Origin of the sequence: Burkholderia sp. HAN2018, from assembly GCF_024704855.1 — a bacterium.
Classification (GTDB): Bacteria; Pseudomonadota; Gammaproteobacteria; order Burkholderiales; family Burkholderiaceae; genus Burkholderia; species Burkholderia cepacia.
This window is the reverse complement of record NZ_QOBB01000045.1, coordinates 15404-41406: the sequence shown is the minus strand read 5'-3', so window position 1 is coordinate 41406 and position 26003 is coordinate 15404. Positions and strand designations below refer to the sequence as shown.

Below are 26003 nucleotides of genomic sequence, written 5' to 3'. Positions count from 1 at the left end.
CTCGCGTCGGTCGGCCGCGCCGACGGCCCGCTGCTGCCGGGTGCCGCGCCGCTGTCGTTCGACGCGTTCGCGCGGCGCGCGCTGACCGAGAAGTTCGACCTGTGCCAGTTCGAATTCGAATCGCAGCCGTGGCGCTTCGACCGCGCGACGGTGAAGCGCCTGCGCGTGCCGCTCGCACTCGCCGCGGCGACGCTCGGCGTGGCGGTGATCGGGATGAATCTGCACTGGTGGAAGCTGTCGCGCGAGCGCGATGCGCTGTCGGCACAGATCACCGAGACGCTGCTGTCCGCATTCCCGAAGACGACGACGGTGCTCGATCCGCCCGCGCAGATGCAGCGCCAGCTCGACCAGTTGCGCGTGGCAGCCGGCGAGCTGTCGCCGAACGATTTCCTCGCGCTGTCGAGCGGGCTGTCGCGATCGATGGGTGCGCTGCCGCTGAACGGCATCGCGTCGCTCGACTATCACGACCGGCGGCTCGACGTCGGCTTCAAGCCGGAGGTCAAGGTCGATCCCGATTTCACGCAGCGCCTCGCGCGTAACGGACTGTCCGGCGAAGTCGACAGCAACACGGGCAAATGGACGATCCGGAGCCGCTCATGAAGACGGAACAACTGAACCAGACGCTGGCCCAGTTCTGGGGCGAGCGCTCGCCGCGCGAAAAAATGCTGCTCGGCTGGGGCGGCGCCGTGCTGGCGGTCGCGATCGCGTATTCGGTGCTGTGGTCGCCCGCGCAGGAAGGCCGCGCGCGGATCCAGCGCGAGCTGCCGACGATGCGCCGCGAGCTCGCGCAGATGACCGCGCAGGCGAACGAGGCGAAGTCGCTGGCGGCCGCCGCGCAAGGCGTGGCACCGACCGGCCTCGCGCTGAAGGATGCGCTGACCGCGTCGCTGTCCGATCACGGGATGCAGGGTGCGCAGGTGCAGATCGTCGGCAACGGCGTGCAGATCCAGATGAAGAACGTGTCGTTCCCGGCGTGGACGCAGTGGCTCGACGATGCGCGCCGGCAGTTCAAGGTGCAGGTCGGCGAGGCACATGCCACCGCGCTGAAGGACGACGGCCAGGTCGACCTGACGGCCGTGATGCAACCGTCTACGCAGAAATGACGCAGTGGATGACGCAAGTGGCGGTCGGCCGATGAGGCCGGGGATGAAGCGGCTCGCCACCGCATTGCCGTGGGTACTGGCGGGCGGACTGGCGACGGCGGTGACGCTCGTCGCGCTCGCGCCGGCCGCGTGGATCGCGCCGCAGTTCGCGCGCGCGACCGGCGGGCACGTGAATCTCGTCGATCCGGACGGGTCGCTGTGGCACGGTTCGGGCACGCTGATGCTCGCGCCGGGGGCCGACCAGAGCGCGGCGACGCTGCTGCCGGGCCGGGTCGAATGGACCACGGGCTTCTGGCCGCTCCTGACCGGGCGCGTGCAGATGCGCATGCGGCAGACCGACGCGATGCCGGATGCGGTCACGCTCGATGCGACGTGGCGCGGCGCGGTGTTGTCGGCGGGCACGATGGCCGTGCCGGCGTCGCTGCTCGCGGGGCTCGGCACGCCGTTCAACACGCTCGACCTGCAAGGCGACGTGCGGCTCGGCTGGAGCGACTGGCGCCTGATCGGGAACAACGCGTTCGGCCAGCTGACGGTGACGATCGACTCGATGAGTTCGCGCATCTCGCGCGTGAAGCCGCTCGGTTCGTACCGCGCGGTGCTGCAGGCGAAGGGGGCCGGCGCCGATCTCGACCTGTCGACGACGCAGGGCCCGCTGTTTCTCGACGGCCACGGCAACTTCGGCCCCGGCCAGGGATCGTTCCGCGGCACCGCGCATTCGGCGCCCGAGCAGCAGGCGAACCTCGCCGGGCTCCTGAACCTGCTCGGCCACCCGATCGGGAACAACGAGGTTTCGCTGATCTTCGGCGACGCGCAGCGCTGACGCGCGCGTCGCCCTTTCCTTCCTACTTCTGCGCGAGCGGCGCGGCGACCGACGGTGCGGTGGCCGCCGGCGCGGCCGCACCGGACGCCGGCACGGGTGCGGGCGCGGCCATGTCGCCGTTCTCGCGCGCCATCTCCGCGACGTTCCACCCGCCGCCGAGCGCCTTCACGAGCCCGACCGACGACACCATCCGCTGCCCGGCGATCGTCGCGAGCTTCTGCTGCGCGGTGAACGCGGTGGTCTGCGCGGTCAGCACGTTCAGGTAGGCGACCGTGCCGGCCTTGTACTGGTTCGTGACGATCGCGAGCGCGTGCTCGGCGCTGTCGACGGCCTGCCGCTGCACGTCGATTTCCTGCGCGAGGATGCGTTGCGACGCGAGGTTGTCCTCGACGTCCTGGAATGCGGTGAGCACCGCGAGGCGGTACGCGGCGACGTCCTGGTCGTAGGTCGCACGCGCGGCGTCGGTCTGCGCGGCGCGCAGCCCTGCGTCGAACAGCGTGGCCGCGAGCTGCGGGCCGACCGTCCAGAAGCGGGCCGGCAGCGTGAACAGCTGCGACCACACCGAACTCTGGAAACCGCCGGTGGCCGACAGCGTGAGAGTCGGGAAGAACGCCGAGATCGCGACGCCGATCTGCTCGTTCGCGGCCGCCGCACGGCGCTCGGCCGCCGCGATGTCGGGCCGGCGCTCGAGGATCGCGGACGGCACGTCGACCGGCGTGATCGGCGGCTCGGCCGCGAGCGGATTCGGCGGCAGCGAGAAGGTCGACGCCGGTTCGCCGATCAGCGTCGCGATCGCATGCTCGTACTGCGCGCGTGCGACGCCGTTGTCGATCGACGCCGCCTGCGCGCTCTGCAGTTGCGTCTGCGCCTGGATCACGTCCGCGCGCGCGGCGACGCCCTGCGCGTACTGGTTCTGCGTGAGCGTCAGCGACCGCTGGTACGACTTCACGGTGTCGTCGAGCAGCTTCTGCAGCGCATCGGACGTGCGCAGCTGGTAATAGGTTTGCGCGAGCAGCGCCTGCTGCGACAGCCGCGCGTTCGCGAGATCGGCCGCGGCGGCCGCTTCGCCGGCGCGCTGCGCGCTGACGGTACGGCTCACCTTGCCCCACAGGTCGGGTTCCCAGCTCGCGTCGAGGCCGACGCTGTAGCTGTTGTTGATCGAACCGGACGAACCGCTGCCGAAACCCGACGACGAACCCGACGATATCGACGTGCGCGGCGTGCGGGCGCGCGAGCCCGACGCGGTCAGCCCGACGGTCGGGAAATACGCGGCACGCGCCTCGGTGACGAGCGCGCGCGCCTGCCGGTAAGCGGCCGCCGATTGCGCGATGGTCTGGTTCGATGCGTTGAGCTTGCCGATCAGCGCATCGAGCTGCGGATCGTTGTAGACCGTCCACCACGGGCCGCGATCGGTGCGGTCGGCGGGTTGCGCGACCTTCCAGCCGGCCGGCGCTTCCTTGTATGCGGCGGGGATCGACGTGTCGGGCCGGTGATAGTCGGGCCCGACGGCGCAGCCGGCGAGCAGCACGGCCGTCGCGACGGCGACGGCGGCGCTCAGCGGGCGAAGGGCGCGCGGGAGGGAGGCGTACGGCATGGTGATATTCCTGTCTGGGCGCGACGTCCGGCGAACGGCGTCGCGCGATGCGGTCGTCGTGCCGCTGGCGGACAAATGGTAACTGACGGCGGGATAGCTGCGCAGCCCAAAGGGTACGGTGCGCGGCGACAGGAATGTGTTACCGGCGCGAGCGGCCGGTTTACCGGCCATTACGGCTCGCTGGCCGGAAGACGGGCGGGCGATGCCGGCCGTGCGGGGCGCGGCCGGGGTTCGGACGGAACCCGGACGAAACAGTCAGGAAGACAGGCGGGAGGGCGCGCCGTCAGTGGCAGCGTGCGGGCAGCGGGAGCGGTTCGGCGGCGGGCCGCCATGTCGACGGCTCCGTCGCGGCCGGCTGGCCCGTGCCGCGCGCACCGTCTTTCGCGTTGCGCTGCCGGCGATGATCGAACCATGCCACCCCGAGCGCCGCGAGCGAGCCGCCCGGCACCACCAGCATCGTCACGTACAGCGCGATCTTCCAGCCGCGGTGCGGCCCGGAAAACACATGGTGAGCGGTATCGGTCAGGTTGCGGCGCAGCGCGCCGGCGGCATTTTTCAGGAACAGCATCGCGAACATCCTCGGGTGCCCAGCAGCGCGGGCGAATCGGTCAGAACATAGTCTCCGGCAGTGCAACATGCACGTCGTAACTGGTAGTCTCGAATAATATTGACTAAGCAATCAATTTTCAAGATACTGGGCGCGTCCAAATCCGAAACGCACTATTGCTGCGCGCGCAATCGCATGACCGGCGGCCTCTACGATCCCGAGAACATCACGCTGGAAACGAGCCTCGGCTATTACCTGTCGAAGGCGAAGCAGGCGCTCGTCGAGCGGATGGATCGCGCGCTCGAGCCGCTCGACCTCACCGCGCAGCAGATCGGCGTGATCCTGCTGCTGGCGCGCGGTTATGCGCGTACACCGTTCGAGCTGTCCCGCAAGATGTCGTACGACAGCGGCTCGATGACCCGAATGCTCGACCGGCTCGAACGCAAGGGGCTGATTGCCCGTTCGCGCAGCGAGCAGGACCGCCGGATGATCGAGCTGACGCTGACCGAACGCGGCGCCGAAGCCGCCCGTGCGCTGCCGTCGCTGATCGCGACCGCGCTCAACGCGCAGCTCGACGGTTTCTCGGCCGACGAGCTTGCGACGCTCACCGGCCTGCTGCAACGCTTCATCGCCAACGGGCCCGGCACGGCCGGCTGCCCGAAACCCGACGACGAAGCGGACTGCTGATGTGCGCGGAGGCCCCCATGTCTAGGTTAAGCGTTCGCTTATTTATCTGTCTGGGCAGAAGATGACAGGGCACGCGCTCCCCTTTTCCCTTTATCCGTTCCACCCGGCCGGGCTGCGCTGCGGCGCACACCCGTGCGTTGTGCCGGCGCGTCGCGCGCGCCGCGTCTAGGAGATTTCGATGTCCGCCACCACGGCATCCGCCGCCTCCCCCGCCGCCGAACCCGCGCCGCTGTCCGGCGGCGCACTCGCGCTGCTCACCGTCGGGCTGGCGCTCGGCACCTTCATGGAAGTGCTCGACACGTCGATCGCGAACGTCGCGGTGCCGACCATCTCGGGCAGCCTCGGCGTCGCGACGAGCGAAGGCACCTGGGTGATCTCGTCGTACTCGGTCGCGTCCGCGATCGCGGTGCCGCTTACCGGCTGGCTCGCGCGGCGCGTCGGCGAGGTGCGGCTGTTCACGCTGTCGGTGCTCGCGTTCACGATCGCGTCGGCGCTGTGCGGCCTGGCGACCAACTTCGAGACGCTGATCGCGTTCCGGCTGCTGCAGGGCCTCGTGTCGGGGCCGATGGTGCCGCTGTCGCAGACGATCCTGATGCGCAGCTATCCGCCCGCGAAGCGCGGGCTCGCACTCGGGTTATGGGCGATGACGGTGATCGTCGCGCCGATCTTCGGCCCGCTGCTGGGCGGCTGGATCAGCGACAACTACACGTGGCCGTGGATCTTCTACATCAACCTGCCGATCGGCATCTTCTCGGCGACCTGCGCGTATTTCCTGCTGCGCGGCCGCGAGACGAAGACGACGAAGCAGCGGATCGACGCGATCGGCCTCGCGCTGCTCGTGATCGGCGTGTCGTGCCTGCAGATGATGCTCGACCTCGGCAAGGACCGCGACTGGTTCAACTCGACGTTCATCGTCGCGCTCGCGCTGATCGCGGTCGTGTCGCTCGCGTTCATGCTCGTGTGGGAGGCGACCGAGAAGGAGCCGGTGGTCGACCTGTCGCTCTTCAAGGACCGCAACTTCGCGCTCGGCGCGCTGATCATCTCGTTCGGCTTCATGGCGTTCTTCGGCTCGGTCGTGATCTTCCCGCTGTGGCTGCAGACGGTGATGGGCTACACGGCGGGCAAGGCCGGCCTCGCGACCGCGCCGGTCGGGCTGCTCGCGCTCGTGCTGTCGCCGCTGATCGGCCGCAACATGCACCGGCTCGACCTGCGGATGGTCGCGAGCTTCGCGTTCATCGTGTTCGCCGGCGTGTCGATCTGGAACTCGACGTTTACGCTCGACGTGCCGTTCAACCATGTGATCCTGCCGCGTCTCGTGCAGGGGATCGGCGTGGCGTGCTTCTTCGTGCCGATGACGACGATCACGCTGTCGAGCATCTCCGACGAGCGGCTCGCGAGCGCGTCGGGGCTGTCGAACTTCCTGCGCACGCTGTCGGGCGCGATCGGCACCGCGGCCAGCTCGACGTTCTGGGAGAACGACGCGATCTACCACCACGCGCGGCTGTCGGAATCGGTGAGCGTGTATGCGCAGAGCACGACCGACTACCAGGGCGCGCTGTCGCAGCTCGGCATCGTCGGCCAGACGGCCAACGCGCAGCTCAACCAGCTCGTCACGCAGCAGGGCTTCATGATGGCGACCAACGACTTCTTCCTGCTGTCGGCCTTCATGTTCGGCGCGCTCGCGGCGCTCGTGTGGATCACGAAGCCGAGGAAGGGGGCGGGGCCGGCGATGGGGCATTGAAATCGGCAAGCGGTTCGAGGGTGACGCATGAAGTTGCTGCTCGACACACGCCTGCTTCTTCGGGCGGCAGCCGGTGCGGCCGAACTGCCCGCCCGCGCCGGTGCGCTCATCGAGGATCCCGCCTGTACACCGCTTTTCAGCGTCGCGAGCCTCTGGGAGATCGTCATCAAGCGTGGCCTGGATCGCGACGATTTCCAGGTGGACCCAAACGTGCTCCGTCGCAATCTCCTCGATGTCGGCTACGTGGAATTGCCGATCACGAGCGCACACGCACTTGCAGTCGAACAACTGCCGTCGATCCATCGAGACCCGTTTGACCGTCTCCTTGTCGCGCAGGCGATCTCGGAAGGCATTACGCTGCTTGCGCACGACCATACCGTCGCCCGCTATCCGGGCCCGATCAGGCACGTCTGAGTGCGCCGGGCATCGCCCGGCCGTCACGCCCTCGCCCGCAACCCGCCGAACGCCAGATCGTCGCCGGGCGCGATGGGCAGCGTCGCCCGCGCGACGTCGAGCCACGCGCGCGCCGCGTGCGACAGATACCCCTTCTTCAGCCAGCCGAGCGCGATCGCCCACGTGATTTCCGGCTCGACGATCGGCCGGCACGTGAACTGGCCCGCGTCGAGCCGCCGGCAGTACGGCTCGGGCAGCAGCGCGATGCCGACCCCCGCATGCACGAGCGCGGCCATGAAATCCCAGTGGCCGCTGCGGCTCACGATCGACGGCGTGAAGCCGGCCTGCCGGCACGCGTCCAGCACCGCGTCGTGCAGCGCGAGGCTTTCCGCGTAGAACACGAACGACTCGCGCGCGAGATCCGCGAGCGGCACGGCCGCGTGATCCTCCCAGCGCGACTCGCGCGGCGCGACGAGCCACAACGGCGCACGCACCATCGGCAGCCGCTCGAAGGTGCCGGGATCCACCGGCTCCAGCAGCCCGCCGAGTTCCAGTTCACCCGACGTCAGCGCGGCCTCGATCATCCGCGCGCCCTGCTCGAACAGCTTCAGCTCGATGTTCGGGTAGCGCTGCTTGTACGCGGCGATGATCGGCGTGAACAGCGAGCCGCCGAGCGGCGGGATGCCGATCGTCAGCTCGCCGCGCCCGAGCGTGCCGAGATCGTTCAGCTCCGACTGCAGCTGCGCCTGCGCGGCGAGCACATCCTGGCCGCGCTGGAACACGATCCGCCCGGCGTCGGTCAGCACCATCTGCCGGCCGTCCCGCAGCAGCAGCGGCGAACCGATCTCGTCCTCCAGCGCCTTCACCATCTTGCTGATGGTCGGCTGGGTCACGAACAGCCTGTCGGCGGCCGCCGTGAAGCTCTGCTGGCGAACCACCTCGACGAAGTACCGCAGTGCGCGCAATTCCATCGATCACTCCCCAGATTGGTGCAACAAACTCAATCAGAATTCCGAATTGGAATGATAAGGATAGAGACAAGTCATTTTATTTATGGTTAGGGGAAACCCTATACTCCTCCCATCGACGCAATATCTGTATGGAGCCTGCCATGACCAAGACGACCGCTACCGCCGCCGCCCGCCCCGCCGCTTCGGGCAGCATCGCGCACACGGGCCGGATCGTGCTGCAGGCCGCCGCGCTCGGCGTGCTGTGGATGGCGGTCGACTGGGCCGTGCGCAGGATCGGGCTGCCGATTCCGTCCGGCGTGATCGGCCTCGCGGTGCTCCTCGTGCTGCTGTTCTCGGGCCGCGTCGCGCCCGCGTGGGTCAAGGACGGCGCGAACTGGCTGCTGTCCGACATGCTGCTGTTCTTCGTGCCGGCCGCCGTCGCGGCCGTGCAGTACGGCGGGTTGTTCCGCGAGGACGGCTGGCGCATCGCGCTGGTGATGCTCGCCGGCACCGCGTTCGTGATGGTCGCGGTGGCCGTCGCGGTCGACCTCGCCGCGAAGCTCGAGCGCCGGCTCGCCGCGCAGCGCGTGTTCGCCGAACGCCGCCGCGCGCGCCTCGCCACCGTGTCCGCCCACTGAGCCGGAGCCCGCCATGTTGCCGCTGCTGTCGAGCCTGTCCGCCGACCAGGTGAATACCGCGATCTCCGTCGGCTGCTTCGTGCTGACGGTCGCGCTGTATTTCGCGTCGAAGCGGCTCTACGCGTACAGGAAGACGCTGCTGTTCTCGCCGCTCGTGTTCGTGCCGGGCGTGCTGGTGCTGCTCGTGCTGCTGACCGGCATCCCGTATTCGGTCTACTTCCGCGACACGCGCTGGCTGATGTGGCTGCTCGGCCCGGCGACGATCGCGTTCGCGGTGCCGATCTACGACTATCGCGACCTGATCCGCCGCCACTGGCTGTCGCTGTCGGTCGGCGTCGCGGTCGGGATCGGCGCGGGCGTGTGCGGCTCGCTGCTGCTCGCGAAGCTGCTGCACCTGTCGCCCGAGCTGCAGCGCTCGCTGATGACACGCTCGGTCTCGACCCCGTTCGCGCTCGCCGTCTCCGACAAGATCCATGCGCCGAAGGACCTCACCGCCCTCTTCGTGATCGCGACCGGCATCTGCGGGATGCTGCTCGGCGAGATCGTGCTCGCGCTGGTGCCGATGCGCACGCGGCTCGCGCGCGGTGCGCTGTTCGGCGCGGCCGCCCACGGCGTGGGCACCGCGAAGGCGCGCGAGATCGGCAGCGAGGAAGGCGTCGTGTCGAGCCTCACGATGATGATCGCGGGCGTCGCGATGGTGCTGATCGCGCCGCTGCTGTCGCTGTTGCCGATCTGACGTTGTCCGGGCGGGCGCCACGGCTCGCCCGCCCCACCGCTCCTCGCCTTTCCCGCCTGACGGAGCGCCGGCCCGCCGCCTCCGGCCGGTTTCCCCCGCCGTTCCTGCCCTGCATCGAGCCGCGCCGGCCGACAATCGGCTGAGATAGCCGCAAATCCCCCCTCTTTTCCGCCCATCAGGCTCGGCCCGGATGCCGAACAATGCATGCTACGAGACATCACGCACGCATCCACATGGCCTCCACGACCGCAAACCCGACCGCCGACAAGCCGGCTTCGTCCGGCAAGTTCAAGCGCATCGCGCTCATCGCCGTCATCGCGCTGGGCGCGGCGGCCGCCGCAGCCGGCGGCATGTACGTGTTCCTGAGCAAGGAAGGCGTCGGCCATGCGAGCGCGCCCGCCGAGCCGGCGCCGCTGGCCGCGCCGGTGTTCTTCCCGCTCGACCCGCTGACCGTGAACCTGCAGTCCGACGACGGCGCGCAGCACTACCTGCGCGTCGGCCTGTCGCTGAAGCTCACCGACCCGAAGGCGCAGGAGCAGCTGACCGCGCGGATGCCCGAGATCCGCAGCCGGATCCTGCTCGCGCTGTCGAACAAGCATCCCGAGGATCTCGCGACGCCGGACGGCAAACGTTCGCTCGCGAAGGAACTGCGGGAACTGATCGAGCAGCCGACGCAGCCGGGCAACCAGCGCGCGAAGGTCGACGACGTGCTGTTCACCGAATTCGTCGTCCAGTAACGCGGCCGAGAAAGGAGCGCGTATGGGCCACCAGGAGTTCATGTCCCAGGAGGAGGTCGATGCCCTCCTCAAGGGCGTCACGGGCGAAACCGATGCAGTCGACGAGCAGCGCGACACGTCGGGCGTCCGCCCCTACAACATCGCGACGCAGGAGCGGATCGTCCGCGGCCGGATGCCCGGCCTCGAGATCATCAACGACCGCTTCGCGCGCCTGTTGCGGATCGGCATCTTCAACTTCATGCGGCGCACGGCGGAAATCTCCGTCAGCCAGGTGAAGGTGCAGAAGTACAGCGAGTTCACCCGCAACCTGCCGATCCCGACGAACCTGAACCTCGTGCACGTGAAGCCGCTGCGCGGCACGTCGCTGTTCGTGTTCGACCCGAACCTCGTGTTCTTCGTCGTCGACAACCTGTTCGGCGGCGACGGGCGCTTCCACACGCGCGTCGAGGGCCGCGATTTCACGGCCACCGAGCAGCGGATCATCGGCAAGCTGCTGAACCTGGTGTTCGAGCACTACACGACCGCGTGGAAGAGCGTGCGGCCGCTGCAGTTCGAATTCGTGCGCTCGGAGATGCACACGCAGTTCGCGAACGTCGCGACGCCGAACGAGATCGTGATCGTCACGCAGTTCTCGATCGAGTTCGGGCCGACGGGCGGCACGCTGCACATCTGCATGCCGTACTCGATGGTCGAGCCGATCCGCGACGTGCTCGCATCGCCGATCCAGGGCGAGGCGCTCGAAGTCGACCGCCGCTGGGTGCGTGTGCTGTCGCAGCAGGTGCAGGCCGCCGAGGTCGAGCTGACCGCGAATCTCGCCGAAATCTCGTCGACCTTCGAGAAGATCCTGAACCTGCGCGCGGGCGACGTGCTGCCGCTGGAGATCGAGGACACGATCACCGCGAAGGTCGACGGTGTGCCGGTGATGGAATGCGGCTACGGAATTTTCAATGGTCAATATGCGTTGCGCGTGCAGAAGATGATCAGCGCGGGCGATTCGATGAAGGAAGGTGGATATGAGTGAGCTGAACCAGACGCCCGAGGACGACGCGCAAGCGATGGCCGACGCGGCCCTCGCGGCCTCGGCCGCCGCCGCGCAGGCGGCGCCGGCCGCAGCGGAGGAAGATCCGGGCATGGACGACTGGGCCGCCGCGCTCGCCGAGCAGAACCAGCAGCCGGTGCAGCCGGGCGCGACGGGCGCCGGCGTGTTCCAGCCGCTGTCGAAGGCCGCGGCCAGCTCGACGCACAACGACATCGAGATGATCCTCGACATCCCGGTCAAGATGACCGTGGAGCTCGGCCGCACGAAGATCGCGATCCGCAACCTGCTGCAGCTCGCGCAGGGTTCGGTCGTCGAGCTGGACGGCATGGCCGGCGAGCCGATGGACGTGCTCGTGAACGGCTGCCTGATCGCGCAGGGCGAGGTGGTGGTCGTCAACGACAAGTTCGGCATCCGCCTGACCGACATCATCACGCCGGCCGAACGCATCCGGAAGCTGAATCGATGAACGTGGCGAAGCCCGGCCGCCGTGCGCGCGTCGCGAGCGCGGTGGCGGCTGTCGCGGCCATCGCGGCGTCGCTCGCGTGCGCACCGGCCGGTGCCGCCGACATGAACGCGGTGAACAACGCCGGGGCGATCGCGTCGAGCGTGACCGTCGGTTCGGCCGCGCCGTCGCTGGGCATCGGCGCGGTGCTGCAGACCCTCGTCGGGCTCGCGGTCGTGATCGGTCTCGTGTTCGCATGCGCGTGGCTCGCGCGCCGCTTCGGCTTCCAGCACGTGCGCCGCGGCGGCCCGCTGAAGGTCGTGTCGAGCGTCGCGGTGGGCGCCAAGGAAAGCGCGACGATCGTCGAGATCGGCGACACCTGGCTCGTGCTCGGCGTCGCGCCGGGCAACGTGCGACTGCTGCATGCGCTGCCGGCCGGTTCGGCGGCGGCCGGCGCGACGACCGCCTCGACCGGCGCACCTTCCGGCGCCGCGCCGTCCGAAGGCGGCCTGCCCGGCACGTTCGGCTCGCGGTTTCGCGACGCGCTCGCGGGCGAAGCCGCGAAGCGCCTCGGTCGCGGGAAGGACCGCTGACATGGCGCCGCGCCCTCTTTCCGATCCCGCATTCCGATGAAACACGCATTCCTGCATCGCGCGGCGCGCTTCGCGCCCGTGCTGATCCTCTGCCTCGCCCCCGCGCTCGCATGCGCGCAGGCGAACGGCCTGCCCGCGTTCAACGCGAGCCCGGGCCCGCACGGCGGCACCACCTATTCGCTGAGCGTGCAGACGATGCTGCTGCTCACGATGCTGTCGTTCCTGCCGGCGATGCTGCTGATGATGACGAGCTTCACGCGCATCATCATCGTGCTGTCGCTGCTGCGCCAGGCGCTCGGCACCGCGACGACGCCGCCGAACCAGGTGCTCGTCGGCCTCGCGATGTTCCTCACCTTCTTCGTGATGTCGCCGGTGCTCGACCGGGCCTACAACGACGGCTACAAGCCGTTTTCCGACGGCTCGATGCCGATGGAGCAGGCCGTGCAGCGCGGCGTCGCGCCGTTCAAGACCTTCATGCTGAAGCAGACCCGCGAGACCGATCTCGCGCTGTTCGCGAAGATCTCGAAGGCCGCGCCGATGCAGGGCCCGGAAGACGTTCCGCTGTCGCTGCTGGTGCCCGCGTTCGTCACGAGCGAGCTGAAGACCGGCTTCCAGATCGGCTTCACGGTCTTCATCCCGTTCCTGATCATCGACATGGTCGTCGCGAGCGTGCTGATGTCGATGGGGATGATGATGGTGTCGCCGTCCACCGTGTCGCTGCCGTTCAAGCTGATGCTGTTCGTGCTGGTCGACGGCTGGCAGCTGCTGATCGGCTCGCTCGCGCAGAGCTTCACGTAAGCCGCGGAGGAAACGCACGATGACGCCCGAACAGGTGATGACCCTCGCGCACCAGGCCATGATGGTCGGCCTGCTGCTCTCCGCCCCGCTGCTGCTGGTCGCGCTCGCGGTCGGCCTCGTCGTGAGCCTGTTCCAGGCCGCGACGCAGATCAACGAAGCGACGCTGTCGTTCATCCCGAAGCTGCTCGCGGTCGCCGCGACGCTCGTGATCGCCGGTCCGTGGATGATGACGACGATGCTCGACTACCTGCGGCAGACGCTGCTGCACGTCGCGACGCTTGGCGTCGGCTGAGCCGCGCGCGCACGATCCGGCGGCGATGTTCTCGGTTACCTACGCGCAGCTCAACGGCTGGCTCACGGCGTTCCTGTGGCCGTTCGTGCGGATGCTCGCGCTCGTCGCGACCGCGCCCGTCGTGGGCCACGCATCGGTGCCCGCGCGCGTGAAGATCGGCCTGGCGGCGTTCATGGCGCTGGTCGTCGCGCCGACGCTCGGCGCGATGCCGGACGTCACCGTGTTTTCCGCGCAGGGCATCTGGATCCTCGTCACGCAGTTCCTGATCGGCGCCGCGATGGGCTTCACGATGCAGATCGTGTTCGCGGCCGTCGAGGCGGCCGGCGACTTCATCGGGTTGTCGATGGGGCTCGGCTTCGCCACCTTCTTCGATCCGCACACGAGCGGCGCGACGCCCGTGATGGGCCGCTTCCTGAACGCGGTCGCGATGCTCGCGTTCCTCGCGGTGGACGGCCACCTGCAGGTGTTCGCCGCGCTCACCGCGTCGTTCCAGTCGCTGCCGGTGTCGGCCGACCTGCTGCACGCGCCCGGCTGGCGCACGCTCGCCGCGTTCGGCACGACGGTGTTCGAGATGGGGCTGCTGCTCTCGCTGCCGGTGGTCGCGGCGCTGCTGATCACGAACCTCGCGCTCGGCATCCTGAACCGCGCGGCACCGCAGATCGGCGTGTTCCAGATCGGCTTTCCCGTCACGATGCTCGTCGGGCTGTTGCTCGTGCAGCTGATGGTGCCCAACCTCGTGCCGTTCGTGTCGCACCTGTTCGACATGGGGATCGATGCGATGGGGCGCGTGCTGACCGGCTGGCGCTGAGCGCATCCCGCCCCCGTTGGCTGCCTGTTCCGGCCCCCCGTTGCTGGAAAACCCCTAAAGGTTCCACTGTCCCGCGAAAGGTTGCGGAAGGTTTCACGTCCCTATACTCGTCGCAACGATGCAGCAAGCATCGCGCCTGACGAATACAACGAACGGAGACAACCCGATGCGACCCATCCTGCGCACCCTCGCCGTGGCAGCCAGCCTGAGCTGCGCGCTTGCCGCCCACCCCGCCCTCGCCGATGACGGCGGCAAGATCACGATCATGGTCGGCGGGATCGCGAAGCTCATCTACCTGCCCGCGCGGCTCACGCAGGAACTCGGCTACTTCAAGGACGAAGGGCTCGACGTCGAGCTGCTGTCGCAGCCGGCCGGCGTCGACGCGGAAAACGAGCTGCTCGCGGGCGCCGTGCAGGGCGTCGTCGGCTTCTACGACCACACGATCGACCTGCAGAGCAAGGGCAAGGACGTGAAGGCGATCGCCGTGTTCGGTCAGGTGCCGGGCGAAGTCGAGATGGTGTCGACCAAGGCCGCGCCGACCTTCAAGTCAATGGCCGATTCGAAGGGCAAGACGCTCGGCGTGACGGGCCTCGGCTCGTCGACCAGCTTCCTCACGCAATATCTCGCGCTGCAGCAAGGCGTGCCGTCGACGCAGTACACGATGCTGCCGGTCGGCGCCGACGCGAGCTTCATCGCCGCGATCAAGCAGGGCCGCATCGACGCCGGCATGACGACCGAGCCGACGGTATCCGCGCTCGAGAAGATGGGCGACGCGAAGGTGCTGGTCGACCTGCGCACGCTGGAAGGCACGCGCGCGGCGCTCGGCGGCACCTACCCGGCCGCGAGCCTGTACGTGCAGTCGGCCTGGGCCGATTCGCACAAGGCGCAGGCGACCAGGCTGGCGCATGCGTTCGCGAAGACGATGCAGTTCATCCACACGCACAGCGCCGAGGAAATCGCCGCGAAGATGCCGGCCGACTACCAGAAGGACAAGGCGCTGTACGTGAGCGCGCTGAAGGCGTCGCTGCCGATGTACACCGCCGACGGCAGGATGCCGGCCGACGGACCGGCCACCGTGCTGAAGGTGCTGTCGGCATTCAACCCGTCGGTGAAGGGCAAGCATATCGACCTGGCGCGCACCTACACGAACGATTTCGTGAATGCGAAGTGATCGATCCCGATAGCGGCGCGGGCGGCGGCGATCCCGCCGCCTTGCGTGCCCCGTTCCGGCCCGGTTGACCGGCCCGGCGTCGCCACGGTGCGGCGCCCTCCTCACCCGCAGGACGAATGCGATGAACCAGGCAGTCTCCCCGAGCACACCGGCGATCGAGTTTCGCAACGTGTCGTGCCGCTTCATTTCGCCGGAAGGCAAGGCCACCGTCGCGCTGCGCGACTTCAGCATGAGCGTCGCGCGCGGCGAGTTCATCGCGATCGTCGGGCCGACCGGGTGCGGCAAGTCGACGACGCTGAACCTGATCACCGGGCTGCTCAAGCCCGCGTCGGGCGAAGTGCGCGTGATGGGCCGCCCGGTCGACGGGATCGATCCGCGCATCGGCTTCGTGTTCCAGGCCGACGCGGTGTTCCCGTGGCGCAACGTGATCGACAACGTCGCGGCGGGCCCGCTGTTTCGCGGCCGCTCGAAGGACGTCGCGTATGCGCAGGCCGAGGAATGGATCCGCAAGGTCGGCCTCGACAAGTTCACGAAGCACTACCCGCACCAGCTCTCCGGCGGGATGAGGAAGCGCGTCGCGCTCGCGCAGACCTTCATCAATCAGCCGGAAATCCTGCTGATGGACGAGCCGTTCTCCGCGCTCGACATGCAGACGCGCACGCTGATGCAGGACGAGCTGCTGCAGCTCTGGTCCGCGAACAAGGGCTCAGTCGTGTTCGTCACGCACGACCTCGAGGAGGCGATCGCGCTCGCCGACCGCGTGTTCGTGCTGACCGCGCGCCCCGCGACGCTCAAGCGCGTGTACGAGATCGACCTGCCGCGCCCGCGCGTCACGTCGGAGATCCGCTACGACACGCGCTTCATCGAAATTTCCAAGGACATCTGGCACGACCTGCGCGAAGAAGTGCAGATCGGCTGACGCATACGCCGCACGGCAAGGACAGCAAGGACAGGAGCATGACCGACATGACGCTTCCCCCCACCGCCATCCCGGCGACGACGCTCGACGATGAGTCGCGCGCCGCGCAAACCCGGCTGCGCCGCCGCCGGCAACTGATCATCGGCCTGCGGATCGCGGTGCTCGTCGTCGTGCTCGGCGGCTGGGAACTCGCCGCGCGGCTCAAGTGGATCGACCCGTTCTTCTTCTCGCAGCCGACGCTGATCTTCGCGCAGATCCAGGACTGGTTCGTCAACGGCACGTCGCAAGGGCCGCTGCTCACGCAGGTGTGGGTGACGCTCGAGGAAACCACGATCGGCTTCCTGATCGGCTCGGTGGCCGGCGTGATCTGCGGGATCGTGCTCGGCCGCAACAAGCTGATGGCCGACGTGTTCGGCCTGTACATCCAGATCGCGAACTCGATTCCGCGCGTCGTGCTCGGCTCGATCTTCGTGATCGCGCTCGGCCTCGGGATGGCGTCGAAGATCGCGCTGGCCGTCGTGATGGTGTTCTTCGTCGTGTTCGGCAACGCGTTCCAGGGCGTGCGCGAAGCCGACCGCTACCTGATCGCGAACGCGCAGATCCTCGGCGCGTCGCGCCGGCAGATCACGACGTCGGTGGTGATCCCGTCCGCACTCTCATGGATTCTCGCGAGCCTGCACGTGAGCTTCGGTTTCGCGCTGGTCGGCGCGGTCGTCGGCGAATTCCTGGGTTCCAAGCAGGGCATCGGTTTGCTAATCTCCACCGCCCAGGGCGCGTTCAACGCGAGCGGCGTGTTCGCGGCGATGATCGTGCTGGCCGTGGTCGCGCTGGCCGCCGACTACCTGCTGACCTGGCTCGAGAAGCGGCTGCTGAAGTGGCGCCCCGCGGCGTTCTGAACGCCGCCGGCGCACGCCTGACATGACACTTCCGACCGCGCCGGCGCTCCCGGCGCGGTTCGGCATTCCGGAGAAGGAGCGCAACAGGATGGCGCACAGCCTGCGCGGGCGATTGCTGTGGTGGCTGCTGCTGCCGCTCGCGGTGTTCGTGCTGATCGCGGGCGCGATGTCGTACGACACCGCGCGGACCACGGCCGCGCTCGTGCAGGACAGCGCGCTCGTCGCATCCGCGCGCACGATCGGCGAGGACGTCGAATGGCGCAACGGGTTGCCGGTCGCCGACGTGCCGCCGGCCGCGCTGGAGATCTTCGAATCACCGTCGCGCGATTCGGTGTTCTACAAGGTGATCGACGGGCACGACCGCCTGCTCGCCGGCACGCCGGCGCTCGACGTGCCCGCGCGGCACGGCGTCGAGCCGACGCTGTACGACACGTCGCTCGACGGCGTTCCGCTGCGCGCGGTGGCCTACGATCGCCAGCTGTACGACGAAGGGCAGGTCGAGACGGTCACGGTGGTCGTCGCGAAGACGACGCGCTCGCATCGCGCGATGGTCGCCACGATCTGGCGGCCGCAGCTCGTGCGCCTGTCGCTGATGCTGATGCTCGCGATGGGGCTCGTGTACCTCGGCCTCACCTTCGAGATGCGCCCGCTGATGAAGCTGAAGGACGACGTGGCCGACCGCGGGCCGATGGAGCTGGAGCCGATCCGCCCCGAGCGGCTGCAGAACGAGCTGCGGCCGATCGTCGATGCGATCAACCAGTGCATCGCGCGCCTGAACATGCACACGGCCACGCAGCGCCGCTTCATCGCGGATGCCGCGCACCAGTTGCGCACGCCGATCGCGGTGCTCGACACGCAGATCCAGTACGCGCAGCGGCGCGGGCACGATGACCCGGAGCTCGCGTCGGTGCTCGACAGCATGCAGCGCAGCAGCCGCAAGATGGCCGACGTGACCGACAAGCTGCTGCTGCTCGCGCATGCGGAGGCCACGCCGTCGACGCTGCTGACCCAGCGCGTCGATCTCGCGGCCGTGGTATCGAGCGTGCTCGAGGAAACGATCGTGCTCGCGCAGCGGCGCAATATCGATCTCGGCGCCGATCTCGGCGAGCGGCTCGACGTCGCGGGCAGCGACAGCCTGCTGACCGCGCTGGTGATGAACCTCGTCGACAACGCGGTGCGCTACACGCAGCCCGGCGGCTGCGTGACGGTGGCCGCACGCCGCGACGGCGACGCGATCGTGCTCGACGTGATCGACAACGGCCCCGGCATCCCGGCCGAAGCGCGGCCGCACGTGTTCAAGCGGTTCTACCGCGTGTCGGCCGACACCGAAGGCTCGGGCCTCGGGCTCGCGATCGTCCGTGAAATCGCGCAGGCGCACGGCGGCAGCGCGTCGCTCGCGCCGGGGGCCGGCAATCGCGGTATCGTCGTGACCGTGCGGCTGCCCGCCTACGCCTGAAGAGAAGTCGCCATGAAACTCCTGCTGGTCGAAGACAACGCCGAACTCGCGCACTGGATCGTGAACCTGCTGCGCGGCGAGGACTTCGCGGTCGATTCCGTCGGCGACGGCGAGCGCGCCGACACGGTGCTGAAGACCGAACGCTACGACGCGGTGCTGCTCGACATGCGCCTGCCGGGCATCAGCGGCAAGGAAGTGCTCGCGCGGCTGCGCCGCCGCAACGACAACGTGCCGGTGCTGATGCTGACCGCGCACGGCTCGGTCGACGACAAGGTCGACTGTTTCGGCGCAGGCGCCGACGATTACGTCGTGAAGCCGTTCGAATCGCGCGAGCTGGTCGCACGGATTCGCGCGCTGATCCGCCGGCAGGCCGGCGTCGGCACGACGCAGCTCGTGTGCGGCGATCTCGTCTATGCGTTCGGCACGCGCGAATTCCGCTGCGGCGAAACGGTGCTCGCGCTGCGCCGCCGCGAGCACGCGATCCTCGAGACACTGATGCTGCAGCAGAACAAGACGGTGTCGAAGGCGCGGCTGATGGACAGCGTGTTCGCGCTCGACGACGAGCCCAGCGCCGACGCGATCGACATCTATATTCACCGGCTGCGCAAGCATCTCGCGGGCAGCACGGCCGAGATCATCACGCTGCGCGGGCTGGGTTACATCCTGCGCATGAAGAGCGCGCACGACTGACGGGCACGCCCCCGTCGCACCGGACGTCGATTCGTAGCACGAAAGATTTTGCCAGGCCAGCCGGACACCCGGCAGGCCCGCTTGCGCACGCCTGCCCGCGCCGTGATCGTTGCGCGTTCGGTGTTTTCACCGATCCGATTCCCGAGTCCGGGAAAGCGGCGTGAAGGATTGCCCCCTCTACGATGCTAGATGTCGGCCCCCTCGCTGTGGCCGTCAACATCCGGCATACATTGCGTACTGCCAACGAACAGATTTCAATGCGGCAGCTCGGAGGAGACGATCTTGAAACGAAAAACCCTTGCCCTTTCCATCGCGGCGGCAGGCCTGTGCGCCGGCACCCACGCGCAAGCGCAGTCGAGCGTGCAGCTCTACGGCCTGATGGACCTGAGCTTTCCGACCTACCGGACCCACGCCGACGCGAACGGCAAGCATGTGATCGGGATGGGCAACGAAGGCGAGCCGTGGTTCAGCGGCAGCCGCTGGGGCCTGCGAGGCGCCGAAGACATCGGCGGCGGCACGAAGATCATCTTCCGCCTCGAAAGCGAATTCGTGGTCGCGAACGGCCAGATGGAAGACGAAGGCCAGATCTTCGACCGCGACGCATGGGTCGGCGTCGAGGACGAGCGCTTCGGCAAGCTGACGGCCGGCTTCCAGAACACGATCGCGCGCGACTCGGCGGCGATCTACGGCGATGCGTACGGTTCCGCGAGGCTGTCGACCGAGGAAGGCGGCTGGACCAACTCGAACAACTTCAAGCAGATGATCTTCTACGCGGCCGGCCCGACCGGCACGCGCTACAACAACGGCGTCGCGTGGAAGAAGCTGTTCAGCAACGGCATCTTCGCGAGCGCCGGCTACCAGTTCAGCAACTCGACCTCGTTCGCGACCGGCTCCGCGTACCAGGCCGCGCTCGGCTACAACGGCGGCCCGTTCAACGTGTCGGGCTTCTACAACCACGTGAACCACAACGGCTTCAGGAACCAGACATTCTCGGTCGGCGGCAACTACACGTTCGACATCGTGCGCCTGAACGCCGGCTACTTCCGCTACAACGGCGACCAGGGCCCGCTCGGCCAGCGTCACGACGATTCGTGGACCGTGTCGATGAAGATCGCGCCGAAGGGCGCGCTCGACTACGAGCTCGGCTACCAGCAGATGCGCATCAAAAACGCCGCGAACAACGCCGACGGCTTCACGCCGAACGCGAACCTCGGCGCGTTCAGCCTGACCAACGGCGTCGCCAACGGCTTCAAGGAGACGATCTACGGGTCGGTGTTCTATCACCTGAGCAAGCGCACCGAGGTGTACCTGGCCGGCGACTACATGAAGCTGCACGGCGGCTACACGGTGTCGTCGACGTTCGGCGCGAAGAACCAGCTCGAACTGACGTCGGGCATCCGCACGCGTTTCTGACCTGCGGGCCGGCCATCCGGGCGGGGCTTGCGGTACCCCGCCTTTCCCTCCCTCCGGGATGTCTCCATGCGGGCACGCCGGCGCTTTGCGCCGACCGTGCCCTTTTTTTCGTCCTTTCCGCGGCGCTCCGGGGTGCCCGGACAACGGCCGCCGGCCGCCCGTGCGACAACCGGCCCGAAGCCGCTTGCGGCCCGTGGGGCGGGCGATCGCGGCCGATGCCCGCACGCTCGGCCCACATCGGCGCTTGACCTCGGCCGGTCGACTCGATAGCGTTTCGGGTTTGCCCGGGTGGCCATTGCCGCCGGTGCCGTGAGCGCGCCCGACGTCCTGGCGCGCGCGGCCGGGCTCCGATGGAAAAGACGATGCAGAAACTCGATGCGGCCAGCCCGCAGGCGATGTCGACCGATTTCACCGCCGACAACGTCGCGCGCCTGAAGGCGCTGTTCCCCGAACTCGTGACCGAAGGCCCCGGCGGCGCGTCGGTCGACATCGACGTGCTGAAGGCGCTGGTCGGCGATCGCACGGTCGGCGACGCCGAAGAACGCTACGGCTTCCACTGGCATGGCAAGCGCAGCGCGCGCCAGGCCGCGCTCACGCCGTCGACCGGCACGCTGCGGCCCTGCCCCGACGACAGCGTCGCGTGGGACGACACGCGCCATCTCGTGATCGAGGGCGACAACCTCGACGTGATGAAGCTGCTGCACAAGAGTTACGCCGGCAAGGTGAAGCTCGTCTACATCGACCCGCCGTACAACACCGGCAGCGATTTCGTCTATCCGGACGACTTCAGCGACAGCATCCGCCACTACCTGGCGATGACCGGGCAGACCCAGGGCGGCGTGAAGCGCAGCACCAACACCGAGGCGAACGGCCGGTTCCACACCGACTGGCTGAACATGATGTATCCGCGCCTGAAGCTCGCGCACGCGCTGCTGTCCGACGAAGGGCTGATCGCGGTGCACATCGACGAGCACGAAGTGCACGCGCTGGTGCTGATGCTGCGCGAGATCTTCGGCGAGGAGAACGAGCTGGGCGTCGCCGTGTGGGACAAGCGCAACCCGAAGGGCGACGCACGCGGCGTCGCGTACCAGCACGAATCGCTGGTGCTGTTCGCGCGCAATGCCGAGACGCTGCTCGAACGGGCGCCGCTCAAGCGCCCGAAGCGCAATGCGCAGCGCATGCTCGACGCCGCGCACGACGCCGTGTACCGCAGCGGCAACGCGAAGGACGCGCAGAAGGCGTACCGCGCGTGGATGAAGGCGCAGACCAACCTGTCGGGCGGCGAGGTGATGTACGACCGGCTGTCGGCCGACGGGCGCGTGTACCGTCTCGTGTCGATGGCCTGGCCGAACAAGAAGAAGGCGCCGGAAGAGTATTTCACGCCGCTGATCCACCCGGTCACCGGCAAGCCGTGCGCGATGCCGGCGCGCGGCTGGCGCAACCCGCCCGCGACGATGCAGGCGCTGATCGAGCGCGGCCAGATCGAGTTCGGCGCGGATGAAACCACGCAGCCGCAGCGGATCTACTACCTCGACGAGAACATGTACGAGAACGTGCCGTCGGTGCTGCCGTTCGCCGGCTCCGACGACGCGCTCCTGAAGACGCTCGGCATCCCGTTCGACCTGCCGAAGCCGGTCGATTTCGCGGCGGCCGTGATCGGCTGGTGCACGCGCGGCGACGACATCGTGCTCGACTGCTTCGCGGGCTCCGGCTCGACCGGCCACGCGGTGATGCAGGTGAACGCGACCGACGGCGGCGCGCGCCGTTACATCCTCGTGCAGTTGCCCGAGGCGCTCGACCGCCGCGACAAGACGCAACTGGCGGCCGCCGATTTCTGCGCGAAGCTGAAAAAGCCGCTGACGCTCGCCGAAATCACCAAGGAACGCCTGCGCCGCGCCGCGCAGCAGGTCGCGCGCGATTACCCGGAAAGCTATGGCGATCTCGGTTTCCGCGTGTACCGGCTCGACACGACCAACGTGATCGAGTGGGACCCGCGCCGCGACGACTTCGACCACGCGCTGTTCGCATCCGTCGAGCACGTGAAGACCGGCCGCACGGAAGACGACCTGCTCGCCGAACTGACGCTGAAGCTTGGCCTCGACCTGTGCACGCCGGTCGAGCATCACCAGGTGGCGGGCAAGACCGTGCACCTGATCGGCCGCGCGATCGTCGCGTGCTTCGATGCGCGCATCACGCGCGACGACGCGGGCCCGCTCGCCGACGGCATCGTCGACCTGCTCGACGCGACCGGCACGACGCACGACGTCACGTGCCTGTTCCGCGACAGCGGCTTCGTGGACGACGTTGCGAAGCTCAATCTCGCCGCGCTGCTCGAACAGCACGGCGTGAAGCGCGTGCGGAGCCTGTGATGCGGCTGCATTTCGAAGCGGATCTCGACTACCAGCGCGAGGCGATCGACGCCGTCTGCGACCTGTTTCGCGGCCAGGAATCGTATCGCGGCGACTTCAGCGTGCTCGCGAACGCCGCGCCCGGCACGACGGCCGCCGCGCAAGGCTCGCTCGGCTTCGCGGTGTCGGAACAAGGCGTCGGCAACCGGCTGTCGCTGACCGACGACGCGCTCGCGCGCAATCTCGCCGACGTGCAGCTGCGCGGCGGGCTGCCGCCGTCCGGCCTGCCCGGCTCGCGCGACTTCACCGTCGAGATGGAGACCGGCACCGGCAAGACCTACGTGTACCTGCGCACGATCTTCGAGCTCAACCGCCGCTACGGCTTCACGAAGTTCGTGATCGTCGTGCCGTCGATCGCGATCAAGGAAGGCGTGCACAAGACGCTTTCCATCACCGAGGATCACTTCCGCGCGCTGTACGCGGGCGTGCCGTACGACTACTTCCTGTACGACTCCGCGAAGCTCGGCCAGGTGCGCCACTTCGCGGCGAGCGCGGCGATCCAGATCATGGTGATGACGGTTGCCGCGATCAACAAGAAGGAAATCAACAACCTCTACAAGGACAGCGAGAAGACCGGCGGCGAGAAGCCGATCGACCTGATCCGTGCGACGCGGCCGATCGTGATCGTCGACGAGCCGCAAAGCGTCGACGGCGGGCTCGAGGGGCGCGGGCGCGAAGCGCTCGCCGCGATGGCGCCGCTCTGCACGCTGCGCTATTCGGCCACGCACGTCGATCGCCATCACATGGTGTACCGGCTCGACGCGGTCGACGCTTACGAACGCAAGCTCGTGAAGCAGATCGAGATCGCGTCGGCGATCGTCGAGGATGCGCACAACAAGCCGTATGTGCGGCTCGTCGGCGTGTCGAACCGGCGTGGCGCGATCAGCGCGCGCGTCGAGCTCGACGTCGCGACGGCGGCCGGCGTGAAGCGCCAGATCGTGACGGCTACCGACGGCGACGATCTCGAACGCCTGACCCGGCGCGCGCTGTATGCGGGGCTGCGGATCGGCGAGGTGCATGCGGTGAAGGGCGCCGAGTACGTCGAGCTGCGCCATCCGGAAGGCGAGGCGTTCCTGTCGCTCGGCGAGGCGTTCGGCGACATCGATACGCTCGCCGTGCAGCGCGAGATGATCCGCCGCACGATCCGCGAGCATCTCGACAAGGAACTGCGCCTCGCGGAGCGCGGCGTGAAGGTGCTGTCGCTGTTCTTCGTCGATTCGGTCGAGCGTTATCGCCGCTACGACGAGAACGGTGTGCCCGTGAAGGGCGACTACGCGCTGATCTTCGAAGAGGAATATGCGCGCGCGGCACGCGTGCCGGCCTACCGTGCGCTGTTCGACGGCGTCGACGTCGCACTCGAAGTCGAGCGTGCGCACAACGGCTACTTCTCGATCGACCGCAAGGGCGGCTGGACCGATACGAGCGAAAGCAGCGCGGCGGCCCGCGAGAACGCGGAACGCGCGTACGGTCTGATCATGCGCGAGAAGGAAGCGCTGCTGTCGTTCGACACGCCGCTGAAGTTCATCTTCTCGCACTCGGCGCTGAAGGAAGGCTGGGACAACCCGAACGTGTTCCAGATCTGCACGCTGCGCGACATCCAGACCGAGCGCGAGCGCCGCCAGACGCTCGGCCGCGGGTTGCGCCTCGCCGTCGACCAGGACGGCGAACGCGTGCGCGACCCGGGCGTGAACACGCTCACCGTGATCGCGACCGAGCGCTACGAGTCGTTCGCGGAGAACCTGCAGAAGGAAATCGAGGCCGATACGGGCATCCGTTTCGGGATCGTCGAGGAACACCAGTTCGCGGCGCTGCCCGTCCAGGAGGGCGACGCGCCCGCGCATGCGCTCGGCATCGAGCTGTCGCGCGTGCTGTGGAATCATCTGCACGAGCAGGGTTACGTCGATGCGCAGGGCAAGGTGCTCGACCGGCTGAAGGATGCGCTGCGCCAGAGCGCGCTCGTGCTGCCCGAGGCGTTCGAGATGCTGCGCGCGCCGATCGTCGCGACGCTGCGCAAGCTGTCAGGCCGTTTTGCCGTGCGCAACGCGGACGAGCGCCGTGCGATCGCGCTGCGGCGCGATGCGTCGGGCAAGGCCGTCGTGTTCGGCGAGGATTTCCGCGCGTTGTGGGACCGCATCCGTCATCGCACCGTGTACCGCGTCGAGTTCGACAACGCGAAGCTCGTGCGCGACTGCGCGGCCGCGCTGCACGACGCGCCGGACATCGCGCGCGCCCGGCTGCAGTGGCGCAAGGCCGAGATCGATATCGGCAAGGCCGGCATCGAGGCGATCGAGGTGGCCGGCGCTGGTACGGTGCTGCTCGACGAAGGCGAGCTGCCGCTGCCCGACCTGCTCACCGAGCTGCAGGACCGCACGCAGCTCACGCGCCGTTCGCTTGCGACGATCCTGGCCGACAGCGGCCGGCTCGACGATTTTCGCGTGAATCCGCAGCAATTCATCGCGGTCGCGGCCGATGCGATCAACCGCTGCAAGCGGCTCGCGCTCGTCGCGGGCATCGCGTATCGCAAGCTCGGCGAGCGCCATGTGCATGCGCTCGAATCGTTCGAAAGCGAGGCGCTGACGGGTTACCTGCGCAACCTGCGGCCCGACGCGCAGAAGTCGATCCACGAAGCGGTCGTGTGCGAGACGGACGCGGAGCGCGCGTTCGCCGATGCGCTCGAGGCGCACGACGGCGTGAAGCTGTACGCGAAGCTGCCCGCGTGGTTCCGCGTGCAGACACCGCTCGGCAGCTATCACCCGGACTGGGCCGTGCTCGCGGAGCAGGACGGCGGCGAGCGGCTGTACTTCGTCGTCGATACGCCGAATACGGACGGCCATGTGCCAAGCGAGCACGAGCGTGCGAAGCTCGCGTGCGGCGAAGCGCATTTCCGTGCACTGGTGGACGGCGACGGCGCGGCGCGCTTCGTGCGCGTCAGGCAGGCCGATGCGTTGTTCGAACCTGCGGTGCCGGTGGCAGGCGCCGGGCGGTGATACGAAGGGCGGCGATGAGCCGCCCTTTTTTCTGCGTTGGTGAACGTGCCGGACACCCTCGCCGCGCCCTCTTCACGCGACGGTTTCTCTTCCGTCAACCGCGTGAAGGCGATCCCTATTCCTGTACGAGTACGACGCGGTTACG

Annotated in this window: 26 protein-coding genes; 23 read left to right on the top strand and 3 right to left on the bottom strand. The window is 68.3% G+C overall.

Annotated features, from left to right (window positions below; translation table 11 throughout):
- From gspL to DPV74_RS14580, 3 genes are all read left to right on the top strand, one after another.
- A partial coding sequence (gene gspL, locus DPV74_RS14590) for a type II secretion system protein GspL (RefSeq protein ID WP_119337448.1) occupies positions 1-600 on the top strand: 600 nt, incomplete at its 5' end.
- A complete protein-coding gene (gene gspM, locus DPV74_RS14585) occupies positions 597-1103 on the top strand; it encodes a type II secretion system protein GspM (RefSeq protein ID WP_021162223.1) in 507 nt (168 codons plus the stop codon). The genes gspL and gspM, both read left to right, overlap by 4 nt.
- Positions 1104-1134: 31 nt before the next feature.
- A complete protein-coding gene (locus DPV74_RS14580; protein WP_060357228.1) occupies positions 1135-1923 on the top strand; it encodes a type II secretion system protein N in 789 nt (262 codons plus the stop codon).
- 22 nt (positions 1924-1945) lie between these two features.
- Here DPV74_RS14580 and DPV74_RS14575 read toward each other — a convergent pair whose 3' ends face one another.
- On the bottom strand, positions 1946-3517 hold the full coding sequence (locus DPV74_RS14575; RefSeq protein ID WP_119337447.1) for an efflux transporter outer membrane subunit: 1572 nt from the start codon (positions 3515-3517) through the stop codon (positions 1946-1948).
- A gap of 283 nt (positions 3518-3800) precedes the next feature.
- The gene (locus tag DPV74_RS14570; protein ID WP_119337451.1) at positions 3801-4085 is read right to left on the bottom strand and encodes a multidrug ABC transporter ATPase; all 285 of its coding nucleotides are present in this window, start codon (positions 4083-4085) and stop codon (positions 3801-3803) included.
- A gap of 174 nt (positions 4086-4259) precedes the next feature.
- Here DPV74_RS14570 and DPV74_RS14565 point away from each other — a divergent pair, with 174 nt between their 5' ends.
- The 3 genes from DPV74_RS14565 (at position 4260) to DPV74_RS14555 (ending at position 6906) form a co-directional block, all read left to right on the top strand.
- Positions 4260-4751, top strand: a complete 492-nt coding sequence (locus DPV74_RS14565; RefSeq protein WP_027788745.1) for a MarR family winged helix-turn-helix transcriptional regulator — start codon at positions 4260-4262, stop codon at positions 4749-4751.
- A 178-nt stretch (positions 4752-4929) separates the two neighbouring features.
- Positions 4930-6492 carry a DHA2 family efflux MFS transporter permease subunit gene (locus DPV74_RS14560; RefSeq protein ID WP_027788746.1) on the top strand — a complete coding sequence of 521 codons (1563 nt, stop codon included), beginning with the start codon at positions 4930-4932 and terminating at the stop codon, positions 6490-6492.
- 27 nt (positions 6493-6519) lie between these two features.
- On the top strand, positions 6520-6906 hold the full coding sequence (locus tag DPV74_RS14555; protein WP_119337446.1) for a type II toxin-antitoxin system VapC family toxin: 387 nt from the start codon (positions 6520-6522) through the stop codon (positions 6904-6906).
- A gap of 23 nt (positions 6907-6929) precedes the next feature.
- Here DPV74_RS14555 and DPV74_RS14550 read toward each other — a convergent pair whose 3' ends face one another.
- Complete coding sequence (locus tag DPV74_RS14550; RefSeq protein WP_027788749.1) at positions 6930-7856, bottom strand: LysR family transcriptional regulator; 927 nt, start codon at positions 7854-7856, stop codon at positions 6930-6932.
- Between the two features lie 140 nt (positions 7857-7996).
- Between DPV74_RS14550 and DPV74_RS14545 the strand changes: the two genes are divergently transcribed.
- The 17 genes from DPV74_RS14545 (at position 7997) to DPV74_RS14465 (ending at position 25858) form a co-directional block, all read left to right on the top strand.
- Complete coding sequence (locus DPV74_RS14545; RefSeq protein ID WP_027788750.1) at positions 7997-8473, top strand: CidA/LrgA family protein; 477 nt, start codon at positions 7997-7999, stop codon at positions 8471-8473.
- 13 nt (positions 8474-8486) lie between these two features.
- On the top strand, positions 8487-9209 hold the full coding sequence (locus DPV74_RS14540) for an LrgB family protein (protein ID WP_048024005.1): 723 nt from the start codon (positions 8487-8489) through the stop codon (positions 9207-9209).
- 200 nt (positions 9210-9409) lie between these two features.
- Positions 9410-9946 (top strand): flagellar basal body-associated protein FliL, encoded by a 537-nt coding sequence (fliL, locus tag DPV74_RS14535; RefSeq protein ID WP_049097223.1) that lies wholly within the window; start codon positions 9410-9412, stop codon positions 9944-9946.
- A 22-nt stretch (positions 9947-9968) separates the two neighbouring features.
- Entirely contained in the window at positions 9969-10967 is a 999-nt protein-coding gene (gene fliM / locus DPV74_RS14530) for a flagellar motor switch protein FliM (protein WP_027788752.1), read from the top strand.
- Positions 10960-11451, top strand: coding sequence for a flagellar motor switch protein FliN (fliN, locus tag DPV74_RS14525; protein WP_021162235.1), 492 nt, complete (start codon positions 10960-10962; stop codon positions 11449-11451). The genes fliM and fliN overlap by 8 nt, the downstream gene beginning before the upstream one ends.
- Positions 11448-12020 (top strand): flagellar biosynthetic protein FliO, encoded by a 573-nt coding sequence (fliO, locus tag DPV74_RS14520; protein WP_027788753.1) that lies wholly within the window; start codon positions 11448-11450, stop codon positions 12018-12020. Before fliN ends, fliO begins: the two co-directional genes overlap by 4 nt.
- A 36-nt stretch (positions 12021-12056) precedes the next feature.
- Positions 12057-12818 carry a flagellar type III secretion system pore protein FliP gene (fliP, locus tag DPV74_RS14515; protein WP_027788754.1) on the top strand — a complete coding sequence of 254 codons (762 nt, stop codon included), beginning with the start codon at positions 12057-12059 and terminating at the stop codon, positions 12816-12818.
- 19 nt (positions 12819-12837) lie between these two features.
- On the top strand, positions 12838-13110 hold the full coding sequence (gene fliQ / locus DPV74_RS14510; RefSeq protein WP_021162238.1) for a flagellar biosynthesis protein FliQ: 273 nt from the start codon (positions 12838-12840) through the stop codon (positions 13108-13110).
- 25 nt (positions 13111-13135) lie between these two features.
- The gene (gene fliR, locus DPV74_RS14505) at positions 13136-13918 is read left to right on the top strand and encodes a flagellar biosynthetic protein FliR (RefSeq protein ID WP_059694492.1); all 783 of its coding nucleotides are present in this window, start codon (positions 13136-13138) and stop codon (positions 13916-13918) included.
- Between the two features lie 166 nt (positions 13919-14084).
- On the top strand, positions 14085-15089 hold the full coding sequence (locus tag DPV74_RS14500; protein WP_119337450.1) for an ABC transporter substrate-binding protein: 1005 nt from the start codon (positions 14085-14087) through the stop codon (positions 15087-15089).
- A gap of 121 nt (positions 15090-15210) precedes the next feature.
- Positions 15211-16008 (top strand): ABC transporter ATP-binding protein, encoded by a 798-nt coding sequence (locus tag DPV74_RS14495; RefSeq protein WP_027788757.1) that lies wholly within the window; start codon positions 15211-15213, stop codon positions 16006-16008.
- A 38-nt stretch (positions 16009-16046) separates the two neighbouring features.
- Positions 16047-16904 carry an ABC transporter permease gene (locus DPV74_RS14490; protein WP_119337445.1) on the top strand — a complete coding sequence of 286 codons (858 nt, stop codon included), beginning with the start codon at positions 16047-16049 and terminating at the stop codon, positions 16902-16904.
- Between the two features lie 88 nt (positions 16905-16992).
- Positions 16993-18360, top strand: coding sequence for a sensor histidine kinase (locus DPV74_RS14485; protein WP_060316438.1), 1368 nt, complete (start codon positions 16993-16995; stop codon positions 18358-18360).
- A 12-nt stretch (positions 18361-18372) separates the two neighbouring features.
- Positions 18373-19050 (top strand): response regulator, encoded by a 678-nt coding sequence (locus DPV74_RS14480; protein WP_027788760.1) that lies wholly within the window; start codon positions 18373-18375, stop codon positions 19048-19050.
- A 282-nt stretch (positions 19051-19332) separates the two neighbouring features.
- Positions 19333-20463, top strand: coding sequence for a porin (locus DPV74_RS14475; RefSeq protein WP_060174938.1), 1131 nt, complete (start codon positions 19333-19335; stop codon positions 20461-20463).
- Between the two features lie 350 nt (positions 20464-20813).
- Positions 20814-22832, top strand: a complete 2019-nt coding sequence (locus tag DPV74_RS14470; RefSeq protein ID WP_060084390.1) for a site-specific DNA-methyltransferase — start codon at positions 20814-20816, stop codon at positions 22830-22832.
- Positions 22832-25858: a type III restriction-modification system endonuclease gene (locus tag DPV74_RS14465; RefSeq protein WP_119337444.1), complete on the top strand. Its 3027-nt coding sequence runs from the start codon at positions 22832-22834 to the stop codon at positions 25856-25858. The genes DPV74_RS14470 and DPV74_RS14465 overlap by 1 nt, the downstream gene beginning before the upstream one ends.
- Positions 25859-26003: the final 145 nt, after the last annotated feature.

Bases quoted from the DNA above. Each gene is read 5' to 3' on its own strand.
- fliM (WP_027788752.1), top strand. From the start codon at position 9,969: ATGGGCCACCAGGAGTTCATGTCCCAGGAGGAGGTCGATGCCCTCCTC.
- DPV74_RS14495 (WP_027788757.1), top strand. From the start codon at position 15,211: ATGAACCAGGCAGTCTCCCCGAGCACACCGGCGATCGAGTTTCGCAAC.
- DPV74_RS14545 (WP_027788750.1), top strand. From the start codon at position 7,997: ATGACCAAGACGACCGCTACCGCCGCCGCCCGCCCCGCCGCTTCGGGC.
- DPV74_RS14485 (WP_060316438.1), top strand. From the start codon at position 16,993: ATGGCGCACAGCCTGCGCGGGCGATTGCTGTGGTGGCTGCTGCTGCCG.
- DPV74_RS14550 (WP_027788749.1), bottom strand. From the start codon at position 7,856: ATGGAATTGCGCGCACTGCGGTACTTCGTCGAGGTGGTTCGCCAGCAG.
- fliR (WP_059694492.1), top strand. From the start codon at position 13,136: ATGTTCTCGGTTACCTACGCGCAGCTCAACGGCTGGCTCACGGCGTTC.
- fliO (WP_027788753.1), top strand. From the start codon at position 11,448: ATGAACGTGGCGAAGCCCGGCCGCCGTGCGCGCGTCGCGAGCGCGGTG.
- DPV74_RS14540 (WP_048024005.1), top strand. From the start codon at position 8,487: ATGTTGCCGCTGCTGTCGAGCCTGTCCGCCGACCAGGTGAATACCGCG.
- DPV74_RS14580 (WP_060357228.1), top strand. From the start codon at position 1,135: ATGAGGCCGGGGATGAAGCGGCTCGCCACCGCATTGCCGTGGGTACTG.
- DPV74_RS14490 (WP_119337445.1), top strand. From the start codon at position 16,047: ATGACCGACATGACGCTTCCCCCCACCGCCATCCCGGCGACGACGCTC.
- DPV74_RS14560 (WP_027788746.1), top strand. From the start codon at position 4,930: ATGTCCGCCACCACGGCATCCGCCGCCTCCCCCGCCGCCGAACCCGCG.
- DPV74_RS14575 (WP_119337447.1), bottom strand. From the start codon at position 3,517: ATGCCGTACGCCTCCCTCCCGCGCGCCCTTCGCCCGCTGAGCGCCGCC.
- fliP (WP_027788754.1), top strand. From the start codon at position 12,057: ATGAAACACGCATTCCTGCATCGCGCGGCGCGCTTCGCGCCCGTGCTG.
- fliL (WP_049097223.1), top strand. From the start codon at position 9,410: ATGCATGCTACGAGACATCACGCACGCATCCACATGGCCTCCACGACC.
- DPV74_RS14565 (WP_027788745.1), top strand. From the start codon at position 4,260: ATGACCGGCGGCCTCTACGATCCCGAGAACATCACGCTGGAAACGAGC.
- DPV74_RS14555 (WP_119337446.1), top strand. From the start codon at position 6,520: ATGAAGTTGCTGCTCGACACACGCCTGCTTCTTCGGGCGGCAGCCGGT.
- DPV74_RS14470 (WP_060084390.1), top strand. From the start codon at position 20,814: ATGGAAAAGACGATGCAGAAACTCGATGCGGCCAGCCCGCAGGCGATG.
- DPV74_RS14570 (WP_119337451.1), bottom strand. From the start codon at position 4,085: ATGCTGTTCCTGAAAAATGCCGCCGGCGCGCTGCGCCGCAACCTGACC.
- fliQ (WP_021162238.1), top strand. From the start codon at position 12,838: ATGACGCCCGAACAGGTGATGACCCTCGCGCACCAGGCCATGATGGTC.
- fliN (WP_021162235.1), top strand. From the start codon at position 10,960: ATGAGTGAGCTGAACCAGACGCCCGAGGACGACGCGCAAGCGATGGCC.
- DPV74_RS14480 (WP_027788760.1), top strand. From the start codon at position 18,373: ATGAAACTCCTGCTGGTCGAAGACAACGCCGAACTCGCGCACTGGATC.
- DPV74_RS14500 (WP_119337450.1), top strand. From the start codon at position 14,085: ATGCGACCCATCCTGCGCACCCTCGCCGTGGCAGCCAGCCTGAGCTGC.
- DPV74_RS14465 (WP_119337444.1), top strand. From the start codon at position 22,832: ATGCGGCTGCATTTCGAAGCGGATCTCGACTACCAGCGCGAGGCGATC.
- gspM (WP_021162223.1), top strand. From the start codon at position 597: ATGAAGACGGAACAACTGAACCAGACGCTGGCCCAGTTCTGGGGCGAG.